At 74.2% G+C, this 17360-nt stretch carries 13 protein-coding genes; 7 read left to right on the top strand and 6 right to left on the bottom strand.

Features of this window, described 5'->3' with window-relative positions:
• Nucleotides 1–51: 51 nt before the first annotated feature.
• Nucleotides 52–486, bottom strand: coding sequence for a MarR family winged helix-turn-helix transcriptional regulator (locus tag ACIQTO_RS14870; RefSeq protein WP_402387937.1), 435 nt, complete (start codon nt 484–486; stop codon nt 52–54).
• A 137-nt stretch (nt 487–623) separates the two neighbouring features.
• Here ACIQTO_RS14870 and ACIQTO_RS14865 point away from each other — a divergent pair, with 137 nt between their 5' ends.
• Together ACIQTO_RS14865 and ACIQTO_RS14860 are read left to right on the top strand one after the other, a co-directional pair.
• The gene (locus ACIQTO_RS14865) at nt 624–1064 is read left to right on the top strand and encodes a VOC family protein (protein ID WP_402387935.1); all 441 of its coding nucleotides are present in this window, start codon (nt 624–626) and stop codon (nt 1062–1064) included.
• 389 nt (nt 1065–1453) lie between these two features.
• Nucleotides 1454–2236: an MHYT domain-containing protein gene (locus ACIQTO_RS14860; RefSeq protein ID WP_402387932.1), complete on the top strand. Its 783-nt coding sequence runs from the start codon at nt 1454–1456 to the stop codon at nt 2234–2236.
• 55 nt (nt 2237–2291) lie between these two features.
• Here ACIQTO_RS14860 and ACIQTO_RS14855 read toward each other — a convergent pair whose 3' ends face one another.
• Nucleotides 2292–4004, bottom strand: a complete 1713-nt coding sequence (locus ACIQTO_RS14855; RefSeq protein ID WP_402387929.1) for a hydrogenase maturation protein — start codon at nt 4002–4004, stop codon at nt 2292–2294.
• A gap of 277 nt (nt 4005–4281) precedes the next feature.
• A complete protein-coding gene (locus tag ACIQTO_RS14850; protein ID WP_380576138.1) occupies nt 4282–5205 on the bottom strand; it encodes a DUF4231 domain-containing protein in 924 nt (307 codons plus the stop codon).
• Nucleotides 5206–5336: 131 nt separating this feature from the next.
• Between ACIQTO_RS14850 and ACIQTO_RS14845 the strand changes: the two genes are divergently transcribed.
• Nucleotides 5337–5786 carry a VOC family protein gene (locus ACIQTO_RS14845; protein ID WP_402387926.1) on the top strand — a complete coding sequence of 150 codons (450 nt, stop codon included), beginning with the start codon at nt 5337–5339 and terminating at the stop codon, nt 5784–5786.
• A gap of 260 nt (nt 5787–6046) precedes the next feature.
• Here ACIQTO_RS14845 and ACIQTO_RS14840 read toward each other — a convergent pair whose 3' ends face one another.
• Nucleotides 6047–7507, bottom strand: a complete 1461-nt coding sequence (locus ACIQTO_RS14840; protein ID WP_402387923.1) for an NCS2 family permease — start codon at nt 7505–7507, stop codon at nt 6047–6049.
• A 248-nt stretch (nt 7508–7755) separates the two neighbouring features.
• On the opposite strand from ACIQTO_RS14840, the gene ACIQTO_RS14835 reads away from it, so the two are divergent.
• From ACIQTO_RS14835 to ACIQTO_RS14825, 3 genes are read left to right on the top strand one after another with little or no spacing between them, the layout of a single operon-like run.
• On the top strand, nt 7756–8058 hold the full coding sequence (locus ACIQTO_RS14835; RefSeq protein ID WP_402387920.1) for a DUF2530 domain-containing protein: 303 nt from the start codon (nt 7756–7758) through the stop codon (nt 8056–8058).
• Nucleotides 8059–8110: 52 nt separating this feature from the next.
• Entirely contained in the window at nt 8111–10669 is a 2559-nt protein-coding gene (locus ACIQTO_RS14830) for an HAD-IC family P-type ATPase (RefSeq protein WP_402387917.1), read from the top strand.
• Nucleotides 10670–10687: 18 nt separating this feature from the next.
• Nucleotides 10688–11089, top strand: coding sequence for a hypothetical protein (locus tag ACIQTO_RS14825; protein WP_402387914.1), 402 nt, complete (start codon nt 10688–10690; stop codon nt 11087–11089).
• On the opposite strand, the gene ACIQTO_RS14820 is transcribed toward ACIQTO_RS14825, so the two are convergent.
• A complete protein-coding gene (locus ACIQTO_RS14820; RefSeq protein WP_402387911.1) occupies nt 11034–14342 on the bottom strand; it encodes a sacsin N-terminal ATP-binding-like domain-containing protein in 3309 nt (1102 codons plus the stop codon). The two genes, ACIQTO_RS14825 and ACIQTO_RS14820, sit on opposite strands and share 56 nt — an antisense overlap.
• 196 nt (nt 14343–14538) lie before the next feature.
• On the bottom strand, nt 14539–15420 hold the full coding sequence (locus ACIQTO_RS14815) for a DUF3027 domain-containing protein (protein ID WP_402388149.1): 882 nt from the start codon (nt 15418–15420) through the stop codon (nt 14539–14541).
• Between the two features lie 563 nt (nt 15421–15983).
• Between ACIQTO_RS14815 and ACIQTO_RS14810 the strand changes: the two genes are divergently transcribed.
• The gene (locus ACIQTO_RS14810) at nt 15984–17315 is read left to right on the top strand and encodes an MFS transporter (RefSeq protein ID WP_402388148.1); all 1332 of its coding nucleotides are present in this window, start codon (nt 15984–15986) and stop codon (nt 17313–17315) included.
• Nucleotides 17316–17360: the final 45 nt, after the last annotated feature.

The raw sequence follows: 17360 nt of genomic DNA, 5'->3' as shown, positions 1-17360 counted from the left end.
TCTCCTTCGTCCTCCGGCGGCTGACCGGAACTGCCGGGCCCAGAGCGTGTCTTACAGGTGTGCGAGCTTGTAGAGCACCGGCGCGGCCGCCCGCAGGGCGGCCCACTCCTCCTCGTCGAGACCCTCGGCGAGTTCGGCGAGCCAGGCGTTGCGCCGGCGGCGGCTCTCCGCGAGGATCACCTCCGCCTGCTCGGTACTGCTGACGACCACCTGCCGGCGGTCCTCCGGGTGCGGCTCCCGCCGCACCAGGCCCTTCTCCTCCAGCATCGCGACGATCCTGGTCATCGAGGGCGGCTGTACGTGCTCCTTCCGGGCGAGCTCACCCGGCGTGGCCTTCCCGCAGCGTGCGAGGGTGCCCAGCACCCCCATCTCGGTAGGGCTGAGCGACTCCTCGACCCGCTGGTGACGCAGGCGGCGGGAGAGGCGCACGGTGGACGACCGCAGCTGACTGACGGCTGCGAGGTCCTGCTCGGACATCTCGGGCATGTATTTAGATTACGTCATTACTCTCGCTAAGGAAAATTGCCAGGCGGGGGCACCCGAGCACCCCCGGCCAGGGCCCCGGGACCCCGCGCCCGCGCCGACTTGCCGCGCCGCGCAGCGCGCCGAGCGCGATGCTGGTCATGACGGGTTTCCCACCCACCCCGCAGCAGAAGGGCCGACCAGAAATGTCCGACCTCGCCGCCGAGCAGAACGACACCGGCTTCGCCCGCCTCGCCATGGTCACCATCGACTGCGCCGACCCGGTCGCGCTGGCCGCTTTCTACGGCGAGCTGCTCGGGTGGGAGACCAGGCACGTGGACGAACGCTTCGCCATCCTGGACAACCCCGAGGGCGGCAGCCCGCTCGGGTTCGGGCGGGTCACGGGGTACCGGCCCGAACCGTGGACCGAACCCGACGGCAGCAAGCACTTCCACCTGGACTTCTACGTCGACGACCTGGAGGAGGCCACCGCACGGGCCCTGGCGCTCGGCGCCACCGAGCCGCAGTACCAGCACGGCCGCACGCTCAAGGTGCTGATCGACCCGGCCGGCCACCCGTTCGGGCTAGCTCCCCTGGAGTGACGGCGCGCGGTCGCGACAGGCCCGTCGGCCGGCCCCTCGCGACCGCTCCACGACTGCCCCGCACCCGCTCCGCAGCACGCATGCGCAGGCCGGGTGTGTATGCGCAGGCGGCGTCAGAGCTTGGTGGCGAGATCTTGCCGGTCACGTGAAGACCACTCCTGACCTGCGATTTCACCAAATGACCGAACATTGTGCGACTCACCGGTAGTGGTTACTGTCGCCCGTTGTCAGGGGCACCACACGCCAGGTTTCCCCCGGGCAGGACCGACCACGACGCCGCACGTCCCGCGTCCCGGCACTGCCGCCCTTCATGACCGGCCGGTCCCCGGCCGACGAGTCCGCCCGATGCCTGGCGTCAGTCCTCCCCCAACCCGTCCAGGGAGTTCCTCGTGGGTGAGATCCACCATGCCGACCTCGGCTGGGTGACGCCGGCGGTCTCGTACTTCGTCGCCTGTCTGGGCGCCTTCGTCGCCCTGCGCAGCGCCCGTTGGGCGCTGGTCTCGTCAGGCCGCACCCGGACCTACTGGCTGCTGTTCGCGTCGACGTCGCTCGGCGCGGGCATCTGGTCGATGCACTTCATCGCGATGCTCGGCTTCTCCGTCACCGGGGTCGAGATCACCTACCGCCCGGGGCTGACCGTGCTCAGCCTGGTCGTCGCGATCGCGGTGGTCGGCCTCGGCATCTTCACCGTCGGCTACAGCCGCCACCGCCGCACGGCACTGCTCGCGGGCGGACTGACCACCGGGCTCGGGGTGGCGGCGATGCACTACCTCGGCATGGCCGCGATGGTCCTGCCCGGCCACATCGGCTACGACCACACCACGGTGGGTCTCTCGGTCGGTATCGCGATCTTCGCGGCGACGGCCGCGCTCTGGGCCGCGCTGAACATCCGGGGAACCGTCGCCGTGCTGGCCGCCGCCCCCGTGATGGGCGTCGCGGTGTGCGCCATGCACTACACCGGGATGGCGGCGGTCTCCGTCCGGCTGGACGCCGCGCAGGGCACCCAGGGCGGCGTGATGGCCCTCCAGTTCATCTTCCCGCTGGTGGTCGGGCTGGGCTGCTACATCTTCTTCGGCTCGCTGGCCTTCGCGGTCTCGCCGAGCCGCGGCACCGTCAACGCCCAGCCGGTCCTGGTCGGCCGGGCCGCCCCGCTGGCCCCGCGCGGGCGCTGAACGCCACGTCCGGCGGGGGCGTCGGCCGCGGCACGACTCCCCCGCCGGACGGCACTCACTCCGGCCGGCCGAGCAGCTCCGTCAGGTGCTCCGGCGTGGCCACCGGGCAGACCTTGTGCACGAAGTCGCGCCGCAGCCGGTGGTACGGCTCGCCGTCCCGGTAGAAGTTGCGGTGCATCCGCCGCAGCTCCTGCGTCCGGTGGTCGGCCAGCGTCCGGGTCTCCTCGTCCTCGGCCCGGCGGCGCTTCTTCTCCACCAGCCGGCCGGTCAGTTCCGGTGAACCGGCCAGCCGGGCCGCCTCGCGCTCCACCCAGTCGCGGAACCCGGCCGCGTCGCCGCCCGCCGTCCGGTCCACCAGACCCAGTCGCGCGGCCAGGGCGGCGCCCACCGGCAGGGTCCGCGTGGTCAGCAGCTCGGCCTGCTCGGCACCGACCCGGCGGGGCAGCGTGTACGTCCAGTACTCGGAGCCGTAGAGGCCCATCAGCCGGTAGTGCGGGTTGAGCACCGCCGACTCGCGGCACCAGACCTCGTCGGCGGCGATCGCCAGCATCAGTCCGCCGGCGGCGGCGTTCCCGGCCAGCGCGGAGACGGTGAGCTTGTCGGTGGTGGTGAGGACCGCCTCGACCAGGTCGTCCATCGCGTTGATGTTCTCCCAGGACTCCAGCGCCGGGAACGACGCCCCCTCGATCACGTTGAGGTGGATGCCGTTGGAGAAGAAGTCCCGGTCCGCGCCCAGCACCAGCACCGAGGTCGGCCGGTCCGCCGCCTCCCGGTAGGCGGCCAGCAGGCGGCGGCACTGCTCGGTGCTCATCGCCCCGCCGGCGAAGGAGAATGCGAGGAAGCCGACGGCGTCCCGCTCGTGGTAGCGGATCTCCGCCCAGGTGTCCCGCCGGGCCGCCGAGGCCGGGGTGACCGGCACCTCGCGGACCCGGTGCAGGTGGTCGGCGAGCACGGTCGCGGCCGGCTGCTTGAAGGTGGCCGGCCCGCCGGGTGTCCGGCGCGGGCGCAACTGCGGGATCCAGACCGCGCCGTCCACGGTGGCCCGGCAGATCGCGCCGTCCCGGGTGGCGATCACCGCGCCGGGCCGGGCGCCGCGCAGCTCGTCCTCGGGGTGGCCGCCGTGCAGGAAGTACTCGCGCCCGTGGAGCTCGTCGAGCACGCCCGGCTGCGAGTCGCCGGCCCGCAGTTTGCGCAGCACGGTGGCGGTGTCGTCGGCGGACCAGTCGATCCGGCGGTCCTCCTGCTTGAGGAAGGGCCGCAGCCGGCCGAGGACGTCGGGCCGGTCGTAGTCGAGCGGTTCGGGCGTGAACAGCCCGCCCTCGAAGCGGCTGACCGCCAGCAGCACCGCCTCCACGGCGGCGTCCGCGACCTCGCCGCGGTAGAGCTCGCTCTTGCCGCAGGCCCGCACCGGGAAGTCGACCGACGCCCAGATGTCCCCCGCGTCCATCTCCGCCACCGCCTGGAGGACGGTCACGCCCCACCGCTCGGCGCCCTCGGTGATCGCCCAGTCCAGCGAGGACGGGCCGCGGTCGCCCTTCGGGCCGGGGTGGACGATCAGGACGGTCCGGGTCGACCAGACGTCCGCCGGGATCGCCTTGGTGAGCATCGGGCAGATGATCAGCTCGGGGTCGGTCCGGGCCACGGCGGCCCGGACCGGCTCGTCGCCGAGCGCGAGTTGCACGGCCACCTCGTGACCGCGCTCGCGGAGTTCGGTGTGGACGCGCTGGGTCAGGCTGTTGAACGCGGTGGCGATCAGAAGAACGCGCAAAGGGGGCCTCCGGGCAGTGACTTACGTCGTGCGCGGAGGCGATGAAACCAGGGCATGGACACGTAACGATTACGGACGGGGCTTCCCCCGCCGACCCTCACCCATCTTGCACACCTGTGCCGACGGCACCCCGTACGCTTCGCCCGATCTCCCCACGACCTCCCGATTCCACGTCGAACCGGCGACCCGGAGCCGGGGCGGCTCCGGCGCGGCCGGTCGCCCGGACGCGGCTCCGCCGGCCTCACCGGTCACACCCGCCTCACGGGGCACACCGGCCTCAGCGGGGGAAGGCGCGCCTGGCCCGCCAGGTGGTGTGCTCGCGCGAGACCGCGTCCTCCGCCTCGGCGGCCAGCCGGGCCCACCGCGCCTCGGCGTCCGGGGCCTTCAGGTCGAGGTCGGAGAGCTGGTTGCCGACGTTCTCCAGCTCGCGCGCGGCCAGCTGGTACGCGGCGGCCAGCGGCCGCAGCTGCTTCAGCTGGGTCCAGGCGATCACGGAGGCGGCCGCCGCCGAACTGGCGCCGAAGACGTGCACCGGCAGCGCGCCGACCGCCTGCGCGATCGCCGCCGCCGCACCGATGATGATCAGCGCGGCGATCCCCAGCCCCCAGGAGACCGCCTGCGTCTCGCACGCCTCGGCCCGCGAGCGGTACCAGGTGCGCTGCCCCTCCACCCGGGTGCGCAGGTAGAGCGTCCGGCGCGCGACCAGGCTGTCGGCCCGCACCCGGCGCATCTCCTCGGTGATCTCCGGGACGGAGCCCGGCGGCACGATCTCCGGGTCCTCGAAGGCGTGCATCACGTCCTCCACCTGGAGCAGATAGCCGCGGTCCACCTCCGCCGACCGCGCCTCGCCGTCGAACGGCCGGGCCCGCATCGAGTACTTCCAGGCGAGCGTCTTGACCGACTCGGCCGCTGCCCGCGCCTCGTACCATCGCCCCTGCGGGTTGCTGCGGCGCAGCCGTGACCAGAAGTAGCCGGCCACCAGGAACGCCACCACCGAGAAGAGCGGTGTGATGTCGCTGTCCCCCCGGTGCTCCGGCCCCGGCAGTGAACCGACCACCGCGGCGACCACCAGCATCGCGATCAGCCCCCGGTACCAGCGCAGTGTCTCGCGCTGACCGTCCAGCGAGGCCTGGTCGGCCGTCCGGAACAGCTCCGGCAGCAGCTTCGCCTCGTCTCCCCCGGGCGGATCCTGTTGCACCATCGGTAGAGCCCCCTCCCCGTCTCCCGTCCAGGCAGTATGCCCACCACCAACTGCCCTACACAGACCCATTTTTGACAGAACCTTCACGCCGGTTATTGATCATGCCCCGCGCACCCCCTATACACGGTGACATGCCTCTGCACTGGAAGCTCGTCATCGACTGCGCCGACCCGCACCGCCAGGCCGCCTTCTGGGCCGCCGCTCTGGAGTACCGGATCGAGGACCACAGCACCCTGATCGAACGCCTGCTGTCGGCCGGCGCGGTCACCCCCGACCTCCTCACCGAGGTCGACGGCCACCAGGCCTTCCGCGCCCTGGCCGCCGTCCGCCACCCCGACGAGCCCTTCGACCCCGTCAGCGACACCGGCCTCGGCCACCGCCTGCTCTTCCAGCTGGTCCCCGAGCCGAAGACCAGCAAGAACCGCCTCCACCTCGACCTCCACCCCGGCCCCGCCGACCGCGACGCCACCGTGGCCCGCCTGGAGACCCTCGGCGCCACCGCCCTGCGCCACGTCAAGGAGCCCGGCGGCGAACACGTGGTGATGGCCGACCCCGAGGGCAACGAGTTCTGCGTGCAGTAGCCGTCCGCCGCCCTGGAGCGGGAAGTCGGCGGGTCCGACTTCCTGCTCCGGGGCACCACCGGTCGTCCGCCTCAGCCCGATCGAGGCACTCGAACCAGTGCCCCCAGCAGCCTTCCGACGCGCCGACATCGCCTGGGACCCACCGATCCGGCCGGGCGCGGGTGCTGCCCGGCAGCACCCGCGCCCACGACGTACGAGGCGCTGTCCCGTGGTCGGGACAGCGCCTCGTACGCACCGCCGAGAGCGGCTCGGCTCACTGGTCAGAGCAGACCGAGGGCCGGCATCAGGTAGTAGAAGGCGAAGACCGCCGAGACCGCGTACATCGCGACCGGGACCTCGCGGCCGCGGCCGGCGGCGAGGCGCAGGACGCAGAAGGTGATGAAGCCGAAGCCGATCCCGTTGGTGATGGAGTAGGTGAACGGCATCATCACCATGGTCAGGAAGGCCGGGATCGCGATCGTGTAGTCCGCCCAGTCGATCTCCTTGATCGAGTTGGCCAGGATCAGGAAGCCGACGGTGACCAGGGCCGGGGTGGCGGCCTGGGCGGGGACCATGGTGGCGAGCGGGGTGAGGAAGAGGGCGACCATGAAGAAGGCGCCGGTCACGATCGACGCGAAGCCGGTGCGGGCGCCCTCGCCGACGCCGGCCGTGGACTCGACGAAGCAGGTGTTGGCGGAGGCGGAGGTCGCGCCGCCGGCGGCGGTGGCGATGCCGTCCACCATCAGGATCTTGTTGATGCCGGGCAGGTCGCCCTTCTCGTCCAGCAGGTGGGCCTCGTCGGCGACGCCGAGGATGGTGCCCATCGCGTCGAAGAAGCAGGACATCAGGACGGTGAAGACGAAGAGGACGCCGGTGAGGACGCCGACCTTCTCGAAGCCGCCGAACAGGCTGACCTGGCCGACCAGGCCGAAGTCGGGGGCGGCCACCGGGTTGCCGGGCCAGGCGGGGACGGTGAGGCCCCAGTTCGCCGCCGGGATGTCGGCGACCTTGTCGATCACCACGGCGAGGCCGGTCATCACGACGATGGAGATCAGGATCGCGCCGGGCACCTTGCGGACGAGCAGCACCAGGGTGAGCAGCAGGCCGAGCACGAAGATCAGCACCGGCCAGCCGAGCAGGTGTCCGTTGCCGCCGAGCTGGAGCGGGACGGTGGTGTGGGCGGCGTCCGGGATGCGGCTGACGAAGCCGGAGTCGACCAGGCCGACCAGGCAGATGAAGAGGCCGATCCCGATCGCGATCGCCTTGCGCAGGCCGAGCGGGACGGCGTTCATGACGCGCTCGCGCAGACCGGTGGCGACCAGGATCATGATCGCGAAGCCGGCCAGCACCACCATGCCCATGGCATCCGGCCAGGTCATCTTGGGCGCGAGCTGCAGCGCGACGATGGTGTTGACGCCGAGGCCGGCGGCCAGGCCGATCGGGACGTTGCCGATCACGCCCATCAGCAGGGTGGTGAGGCCCGCGGTGAGCGCGGTCGCGGTGACCAGCTGGGCGCTGTCGAGGTGGGCGCCGGTCATGTCCGTGGCGCTGGCCAGGATGATCGGGTTGAGCACCAGGATGTACGCCATGGTGAAGAAGGTGGCGATGCCACCGCGGATCTCGCGCGGCAGGGTGGAGCCGCGCTCGGAGATCCGGAAGTAGCGGTCCAGGGCACCGTGGGGGGGCTTGGGTGCGCCGGAGGCGGGCTCGGGCGACTCGGTGGTCGGCTGGGCCACAGGCATGCGTGCGTCCTCTGGTGGGGGCTGAGGAGGGGGTGAACGCCCGGAGCGACGGTGGCCGGGCGGGCCCGGTGGGACGGGCACGAACACAGGCGTCCTGGGCATGGCGCGGCCAACCGGAATCACAAGTATGAGTTCCCCGATCGCACACGCGCTATCTTCGCGCGTAGACCGAGCGGCGCGGCCGCAGCCGGACCCGCACCGCCCCACCAACGCGGACGGCCGCGCCACGCCCCCGTACGCTAGGGCTCATGCCGAAGAGCCCGCTGCACCCCTCGCCCCCGCCGCTGGAGGCCAACGACGTCGCCATCGTCGGCGGTGGCACGGTGCTGTGGTTCGTCGCCTTCCTGGCACTGCTCCCCTTCCAGGGCGTGCTCTCCGACCACGACCACGGCAGCTGGCCGTGGATCTGCCTGTCCGGAGCCGGCCTCGGCCTGATCGGCCTCTGGTACTGCCGCGCCCGCCGGGACGCCATCGCCCGCGACCGTGCCGCCGAGGCCGCGTCGGAGGGCGCCGCCGGTGACGGCACGGACCCGGCCACCCAGTCGGACTGAATAGTCCTTTAGTAGCACGCATCGGACATAAGGCGCCCGTAGAGTCGGTGCCATGACGCACCCTGCGCAGCCTGCCGAAGAGACACCGGGGGACCGGCACGACGGCGCCCACCCGCTCGGCCTGCTGCCCGGCCGGCGTGGCGGGCTGACCACCGCCGAGGTGGCCGAGCGGGTCGCCCGCGGCGAGGTCAACGACGTCCCGGTGCGGTCCAGCCGCTCCACCCGGGAGATCGTCCGGGCCAATGTCTTCACCCGGTTCAACGCGATCATCGGCGTGATGTTCGGCATCATCCTGGTCGTCGGACCGATCCAGGACGGACTGTTCGGCCTGGTGATCGTCGCCAACACGGCGATCGGGATCATCCAGGAGCTGCGCGCCAAGAAGACCCTGGACAGCCTCGCGCTGATCGGCGAGGCCAGACCGCAGGTGCGCCGGGACGGCACCGTCCAGCAGATCGCCACCGGCGAGATCGTGCTGGACGACACCGTGCTGCTCGGCATCGGCGACAAGGTGATCGTCGACGGCGAGGTCACCGAGGCGGACGGCCTGGAGATCGACGAGTCGCTGCTCACCGGCGAACCCGACTCGGTGCTCAAGCAGCCCGGCGACCAGGTGATGTCCGGCAGCTTCGTGGTGGCCGGCGCGGGCGCGTTCACCGCCACCAAGGTCGGCCGCGAGGCCTACGCGGCGCAGCTCGCCGAGGAGGCCAGCCGGTTCACCCTGGTCAAGTCGGAGCTGCGCAGCGGCATCGACAGCATCCTGCGGTTCATCACCTGGCTGCTCATCCCCACCGCGATCGGTCTGATCATCAGCCAGCTCGCGGTGGAGGGGCGGGACTGGCGGGAGGCCGTCCGCCGGATGATCGCCGGCATCGTGCCGATGGTCCCCGAAGGGCTGGTCCTGCTGACCTCGGTGGCCTTCGCGATCGGCGTGGTCCGGCTGGGCCGCAAGCAGTGCCTGGTGCAGGAGCTGCCCGCGATCGAGGGCCTGGCCCGGGTGGACACCGTCTGCCTGGACAAGACCGGCACCCTCACCGAGGGCGGCATGGACGTCGTCGAACTGCGCACCCTGCCGCGGGCGCCGGAGGCCGACGACCACCTGCGGCCCGACGCCCCACTGGCCCGGCACATCCTCGCCGACCCGGAGGTCGTCAAGCAGGCGCTCGGGGTGATGGCCGGCGCCGACGCCCGCCCCAACCCCTCCATGCAGGCCGTCATCGACGCGTACGGCCGGCACGACGCCGGCACCGAGACCGCCGCGGACACCAGCGCGGACACCACCACCAGCACCACCGGCACCACCCCCAGCACCGGCGACACCGCCGCCGGCTGGCGGGTGATCGAGGCGATGCCGTTCTCCTCCGCCCGCAAGTGGAGCGGCGTGCAGCTGCTCGAACCGCAGGGCGGCGAGGCCAGCTGGCTGCTGGGCGCCCCGGACGTGCTGCTCCCCAGCGGCCACCCGGCCCTCGCCGAGGTGGACGAGCTGGGCGCCAAGGGTCTGCGGGTGCTGCTGCTCGGGCGCACGCCCGTCCCGCTGGACGCCCCGGACCCGGCCGCCGACCTCCAGCCGCTGGCCCTGGTGGTGCTCCAGCAGCGACTGCGCGGGGACGCCGCCGAGACCCTGCGCTACTTCGAGGGGCAGCGCGTCCAGGCCAAGGTGATCTCCGGTGACGCCGCCGTCTCGGTCGGCGCGGTCGCCTCGCACCTCGGCCTGCCCGGTGCCGACCACCCGGTGGACGCCCGTACCCTGCCCACCGACCCGAAGGAGCTCGCCGACACCGCCGAGCGGACCACCGTCTTCGGCCGGGTCACCCCGCAGCAGAAGCGGGAGCTGGTCGGCGCGCTGCAGTCGCGCGGGCACACGGTGGCGATGACCGGTGACGGCGTCAACGACGTGCTGGCGCTCAAGGACGCCGACATCGGCGTGGCGATGGGCACCGGCAGCGACGCGACCAGGGCCGTCGCGCAGATCGTGCTGCTGAACGACTCCTTCGCCACCCTCCCCTCGGTGGTCGCCGAGGGCCGCCGGGTGATCGGCAACATCGAGCGGGTGGCCGGGCTCTTCCTGGTGAAGACGGTCTACTCGGTGCTGCTCGCCCTCCTGGTGATCTTCACGCACTCGCCCTACCCGTTCCTGCCCCGGCACTCGACGGTGCTCTCCACCCTCACCATCGGCATCCCGGCCTTCTTCCTCGCGCTGGCGCCCAACAACGAGCGGGCCCGGACCGGCTTCGTCCGCCGGGTGCTGCGGCTGGCCGTCCCGGGCGGGATCATCGCCGGCACGGCCACCTTCACCGCGTACGCGCTGGCGCGGGCCGACCACGCCACGGACCTGGAGTCCGACACCAGCGTGGCGACACTGACGCTGTTCCTGGTGGCCATGTGGGTGCTGGCGATCGTGGCCCGGCCGTACAACTGGTGGCGGCTGCTGCTGATCGCGACGATGGGCGGGGCGTTCACGCTGGTGCTGACGGTGCCGTGGCTGTCGGACTTCTTCGAGCTCTCGCTCTCCGGCACCCGGGACCCGTGGATCGGCGTCGGCATCGCCCTGGTGGCCGGACTGCTGCTGGAGGTCTCCTGGCGGATCATGCGGCGCAAGGCGGATGATTGACCGCGAAGGGGGGCCCGGATGGCGCGCAGGGGTGGGGACTTGGAGGCGTTCACCGCCTTCCTCGGAGGGCTGCTGGCGGCCGGGGCGGCCGGCCTCGCGCTGGTCGGCGTCCATGAGCTGATCGAGCCGGGCCGGTGGCTGCGCGAGGCCGCGCCGATGGCGGTCGGGGCGGTCTGGCTGGTCGTCACGGTCGGCGTCTACCTGCGCCTGGGCACGGCCGCCCGGACCGGCTGGGCCGGCGCGCGGGCGCGGCGGACCGGCGCCCCGGCCACCCGCCGGCCGGGCTCCCCGCGCCCGGCCGGGTCCGACCGCGTCCCCGACCGGGCACCGGGCCGGCGGCCGGGGCGCAGGCCCGCCAGTCCGGTCAGCCCTCGAAGTCCCGGGCGGCCGAGAGCTCGTAGGCGCGGTCCGGCTCGGTGAGCGCGGCGAGCACCTCGAACCGGCGGTGCCACTGTCCGACCGACCAGGCGAGACCGGCCGCCAGCCCCTCCGGCGTCGCGGCGTGCAGCAGTCCCGGTACCGGCGGCAGCTCGAACTCGTCGTCCTCGTCGGCGGCTTCGGCGGCGTCCGGGTCGTAGGGCGCCTCCGGGGCGTCCGCGGCGGCGTCCCACCGCCAGTCCACGGCGGCCTCCTCGCCGTCCGGGCCGACCACCAGCAGCTCCTCGTGCTCCTCGTACGCCACCGGGCAGCCGGGCAGCAGCTCGCGGACCACGGCGGGCACCCGGTGCAGCTGCCCCTCGGAGAGCACCCGGCCGCCGGCCACCTCACTGGCCAGCGAGACGTGCAGCCGCTCGGCGAGGTCGGCGGCCAGCGCGGGGGCGACCGGCAGCAGCGGGTACCCGTGGAGGAGCTGGACGAGGTCCGGGGCATCGGCGACGACCGCCTCGGTGGCGTCCACGAGCACCGTGTGCGCCGGGCGGCGGCCGGTCTCCCGGTCCAGCGGCGGCAGCGCCCGGACGATGTCCAGCGGCTCGATCCGGTCCACGTCGACCCGGGCCAACGCGCTGTGGATGCCGTGCAGTTGGCGGTGGCCGAGCTCGGAGGCCGGATCGGTGAGCCGGTCCAGCAGCTCGTCCGGCCCGTGCGGCTCGGCCAGCAGCGCGGCCAGCGTGGTACGCACCCCGAGCGCGTGCAGGAACTGATCGTCCAGCGTCGTCCGGGCCTCGTCGTAGAGGCCGCGCAGCAGCGGGTCGGCGCCGGCCGCGCGCAGCCCGGCCGGCTCGCGGCCGTCCAGCACCGGGTGGTCGCGCAGCCACCAGGCGGTGTACGGCGGCAGGTCCACGTACGAGCCGTCCGGCAGCAGGGTGCGGACGGGGTTGACCACGGCGTCCCGGTACGGCGGGCGGGCGAGCGCGGCGAGCGCCCGCGGCCAGGCGCCGTCGTCCACCAGGTCGAGGTCCCGGACGGCCAGCAGCTCGGCGGCGACCGGCGGGACGCCGAGCGGGTCGGCGTCGTCGGCGTGCAGCGCCTCCAGGGCGTCCTCGGCCCACTCCGCGAGGCCGTCGGGCGCCTCGTCGAGCAGTCCGGTGGGGTGGCCGCCGGCCGCGCGGTCGGCGGGGGCGGTCGGGTCGAGCCGCTCCAGGTCGTCCGGGTCGAGCACCACGTCCTCGGCGCGGACCAGCACGAAGTCCGCCAACACGCCGACCGCGGAGAGGACTTCGGGGCCCCAGCGGTCCAGCAGGTCGTCGTCGACCCAGCCGGCGTCCTCCTCCCGGGCCAGCGCGGCGAACGGACTGTCCGGGAGGATCAGCTCGCCCGCGCGGGCCGGCTCGCCCTCGTCGTCGAGCAGGGCCAGCCGGGCCAGCCACGGGTGCTCGCCGACCGCCGGAGCGGCCGCCTTGACCAGCGCGAGCACGGAGTCGGCGACGTCGGTGGCGGCGTCCAGGTCGTCCTCGGCCAGCTCGTAGGAGCGGGCGACGGCGGCCCGCACCTCGGGGGTGTCCAGCACGCCGGCCGGGGTGGCGGTGCCGGCGCCGAGCTTGGCCAGCAGCGGGTGCGACGCCTCCGGGTGGGCCAGCCGCAGGTCGAGCAGGGCCAGCGCGCCGGCCAGCGCCTCGGGGTAGCCGGGGAAGGCCGCCCAGTCGGCGTCCTCCGAGGGCAGCAGGACGCGGCGCGGGCCGGTGACCGTCCGCCCGTCGGCGAGCGGCACGGGCAGCGCGCCGAGCGCCTCCGGGTCGGCCGCGCCGAGCGCCGCGTAGAGGTTGCGCCACCAGGCGGGCTCGCGGTCCAGGCCGCCGAGCTGGTCGACCACCTCGGCCAGCGGTACCCGGCGCACGTTCAGCACCCGCAGTTCGGTGCGGCGCTCCAGACCGGCCGGCAGCAGCCCGGGGAAGATCGGCGCCAGCGCCTCGACGACCGAGCCGTCCGCGCCCTCCAGCACCGTGGCGTCCCGGGGCCGCAGCGCGGGCGTGCCCTCCTCGACCGGCGCCGGGTGCGGCAGGAACGGCGTGCCGGGCAGCCGGGAGAGGATCCCCGCCCGCAGCGCGTTGTCGAGCGCGCCCTGGCCGAGCGGGCCGGGCACCAGCCCGAGCGAGCGCAGATCGCCGCCGCGGGAGCGCAGCAGGTCGGCGTAGCTGTCGGCGGCTCGCTCGGTGAGGAAGTCCGCGAGCGGGCCGGGGGCGACGTGCCGGCGGGTGGAGTCCAGCGGGTAGGAGGCGATCAGCAGCGCGGGCAGGCCGAGCGGCTCGTCGCTGGGCGTGGGCGCGTGCAGCACCGGGGCGATCCCGGTCGGCTGCGGGCTGCCGTCGGCGGCGACCGGGACGGCCCAGGTCACCGTCCAGTACGGGCGGGCGCGCTCCTCGGTGGGGCGGTCGGCGAGCAGCGCGGCGTCCAGGGTGCCGGACGCGCCGGCGGTCTGCCAGACGGTCTGCCGCAGCCGGCCGCCGGCGTCGTCGGTGACGGTCACCTCGGCGACGCCGTCGGGGCGCGGCTCGGCGGCGGCGCCGCGGGTGAGGGTGCGGGTGCCCTCCTCCGTCTCCACCACGATCTCGGCCAGCCCGGGCAGGGTGAGCAGCAGGGCGTCGTCGATCCCGGCCAGCAGCCGGCGGGTGAGGTCCTCGGCGGCGGCGTCACGCAGCGGCAGCACGACCACCGTGTCGTAGCCGGCGGGGGCCGGGCCCTCGGCGGAGAACGGCAGGCGCAGCAGTGGCAGGTGGCCGTCGCGGCGGCGCAGCTCCTCGTCGAGCGCGGGCTGCGCCTCGGCCAGCGAGCGGGCCTCGCCGAGCGACCAGCGGACGCCACCGGCGGCGCCGAGCACGGCGGGCTCGTCGGTGACGGCGAGGACGGCCGCGAACCCGACGCCGAACCGGCCGACGGTGGGCTGCTCGTCGGCGCGCTTGGAGGAGGCGCGCAGGGTGGAGAGCGACTCGACGGCGGCGGCGTCCAGCGGCGCGCCGGTGTTGGCGGCGGCCAGCACGCCGTCCGCCAGGGTGAGCCGCAGCCGGCCCGGGGCGCCGCCCGCGCGGGCCGCCGCGTCGGCGGCGTTCTGCGCCAACTCGACGACCAGCCGGTCACGGTAGCCGCCGAGGGCGAGCTCCTCCTCGGCGTTGGCGTCCTCACGGAACCGGGCCGGCGAGGCGGCCCAGGCGTCCAGTACCCGGCGGCGCAGCGCGGCGCTGCCGAAGGGGTCCGCGTGGCGCTCGTCCGTACCGCTGCCGATGATCCGAGGTTCCACTGGAACTGCCACCCTCCGCCGCCCGCTACTTCGTACGGGGGGCATTCTCCCCCGGCCGGGCACCCCCGGCGGACCGGGGTGGGACCGCGGCGCGTGCGGGGCTCGGCAGCGCGCGGCCGGGGGAACAGCCCGCCGGCACAGCGGCCGGGCCCGCCCGGTGGCACCGCCGGCCCCGCCGGAGCGGGGCCGGCCCGGGTCAGGAGTGGCCGAGCTCCTCGGCCGGGGCGTCGGGCTCCACCGAGCCGGAGGTGCGGTCGGGGCGCAGCTGGAGCGGCTCGACCACCAGCTCGTCCAGGATCAGCTCGGACGGCGCCGGCGGAGCCGGGATGACGGCGGCCTCGGAGTGCCCGCCGCAGCCGTACGCGAAGGAGACGATCTGGCCGTCGGCCGGGCCGAACTCGTTGCCGCAGACGCCGAAGGCCTGACCGAGCGAGCCGCCGATCGGGACGAGGAAGCCGCAGCTCGCGCAGGAGGCCGGGGCGGCCTGTGCCATCGGGGTCTGCGAGCCGTGCGCCTTCTCCCAGCGGTCGGCGGCCAGGTGCAGACCGAGCCGGGAGAGCACCCGGCTGCGGCCCAGGCCCAGTTCCTCGGCGAGGGCGCCGATCTGGGCGCGGGCCGGCGCGGGCTGCACGTCCGGGTCGGAGACGACCACGTCCTCGTCGGCGACCAGGGCCACCGCGGAGTTCGGCGCCGGCTCGTCCTCGCCGGTCCAGCCCGGCTCCAGGCGCAGGTCGTCGGCGTCGGTGGGCAGCAGGTCCCCGGGGCCCATGTCGCCGGGGCGCAGTCGCTCGCTCCACGGCACCCACTGCGGGGCGAGCACGGCGTCGTCACCCGGCAGCAGCACGACCTCGTCGAGCGTGACGTTCTTGGCGCGCGGGGCGCGGGCGACGGTGACGGCCCAGTGCCAGCCCCGGTATGCCGCGTCCAGGCACTCGAAGGTGTGGGTGACGACGCGGTCGGCATCCGCCTGGACGCCGAGGTGCGCCCCTACGGCCTCTGCTCCGACGGCCTCGTCCGCTGCCTGCCGGGCGAGTTCGACGGCCTCGGCACAGAGCCGATCGGGGGTACGGCTTCGCATCGCAGCACTCACGGCGTCGATTCTCTCCCAGTTCTTCTGTTGCCCACGGCGTGTTGCCTGTTCCGTCGCGGCTCGGTGTCCCTCGACCATTCTGCGCGACCACGGGCCGCCACGGATACCGGCCGCGCCGCTCATCCGGTCCCCCGGCATCCGGCGCGCGTTCGGGCGGACCCTGGGCAGGCTACCCGCCGGTCGGCCACCCAGCACAGTCCGGGGCGGCCGCCGTCGCCGGAAGGGCCGCGCCGAGCGGAGCGGAATCCCGCGTCGCAGAACCGATTCTGGGGCAGGATGGGCTTGTGGCGGACGAAAAACCGTCGCAGCACGCACTGCGCGCCTCGCAGGCCGGCAGCCCCGACGAGGCGAACGCCGTGCCGCGACAGCAGGCTCCGGCCCTCGCTGCGGGCGAACCGCAGCCGGTGGGCACCTCGACGGCGCCCGGACCGGACGGCGACGGGCCGTCGGTGGATCTCGTGAAGCACCTCGACCGGACGGTCGAGGAGGACACCGGGGACATTGACCCGGCCGCGGAGCTCGACGCCGCGGTGGAGCCGCGCCGCCACTTCCTGGTCCGCACCGCCTCCGCCGCCGGCTCCCGCACCGGAAAGGTCGTGCACGGCACCGGCCGGCGGATCCGCCGGGCCACCTCCGCCGAGGGCGCCGGGGAGTCCGGCCTGGCGAAGCTGATCGAACTGCACGCGCTGAACTCCTTCGGCGACATGCTGATCACCGTGGCGCTGGCGTCCACCATCTTCTTCTCCGTCCCCACCGGCGAGGCCCGCGGCCGGGTCGCGCTGTACCTGCTGATCACCATGGCGCCGTTCGCCCTGCTGGCACCGGTGATCGGCCCGCTGCTGGACCGCTTGCCGCACGGCCGCCGGGCCGCGATGGCGATGTCGATGCTGGCCCGCGCGGTGCTGGCGTGGACGATGGCCGGCACGGTGGCCGGCGGCGGGCTGGCGCTGTACCCGGAGGCGCTGGGCGTCCTGGTGGCGTCCAAGGCGTACGGGGTGGTGCGCAGCGTGGTGGTGCCCCGGCTGCTGCCGAGCCGGCTGTCACTCGTGAAGGCGAACTCCCGGGTCACCCTGGCCGGGCTGCTGGCGACCATGGTGGCGGCCGGGGTCGGCGGGCTGTTGCACCTGATCGGGCCGGGCTGGCCGCTGCGCGGTGCCTTCCTGGTCTTCGTGGTCGGCACCCTGATGGCCTTCCACCTGCCGCACGAGGTGGACTCCGCCAAGGGCGAGCAGCGGGCCGTCCTGCACGCCGAGGCGCACGGCGAGGCCGCCGCCGTCCCGAAGGCGTCGCTGCGCACCGTCGGTCCGTCGGTGATCCTGGCCCTGCGGGCGATGTCGGCACTGCGCTGGCTGGTCGGCTTCCTGGTGATGTTCCTGGCGTTCCTGCTGCGTGACGACCCGATCGGCGGGCTGCAGCCGACCGTGGCGCTCGGCCTGGTGGCGCTGGCCGCCGGTACCGGCAACGCGCTGGGCTCGCTGCTCGGCTCCTGGCTGCGGACCCGCGGCTCGGAGGCGACGGTCACCGCGATGCTGTTGCTGGCCACCTGCGCGACGGCGGCCGCCGCGCTCTGGTACGGCGTGGTGACGGTGGTGGTGGTCGCCGCGGCGTCCGGGGTGGCGGCCTCGCTGGGCAAGCTGGCGCTGGACGCGCTGATCCAGCGGGACGTCCCGGAGTCGGTGCGGACCTCGGCCTTCGCCCGCTCGGAGACGCTGCTGCAGCTGTCCTGGGTGGCCGGCGGCGCGGTCGGCATCCTGCTGCCGCTGGACGGCGCGCTGGGCCTCTCGGTGGCGGCCGGCGTGGTCGGCCTGGTGCTGCTCTGGACGGTCCGGTCGCTGTTCAAGGTGGGGGTGCGGCGCCGGGCGGCCGCCCCGCGCGTGGCGTAGCCGCGGTCCGCCGCGGGGCCCGGTTCCCCGGCCGCAACACGCGGT

It is taken from the genome of Kitasatospora sp. NPDC091207 (genome assembly GCF_044768625.1).
Lineage (GTDB): Bacteria > Actinomycetota > Actinomycetes > Streptomycetales > Streptomycetaceae > Kitasatospora.
Note: the sequence above shows the minus strand (reverse complement) of the source record. Positions and strands in the feature narration are given on the sequence as shown.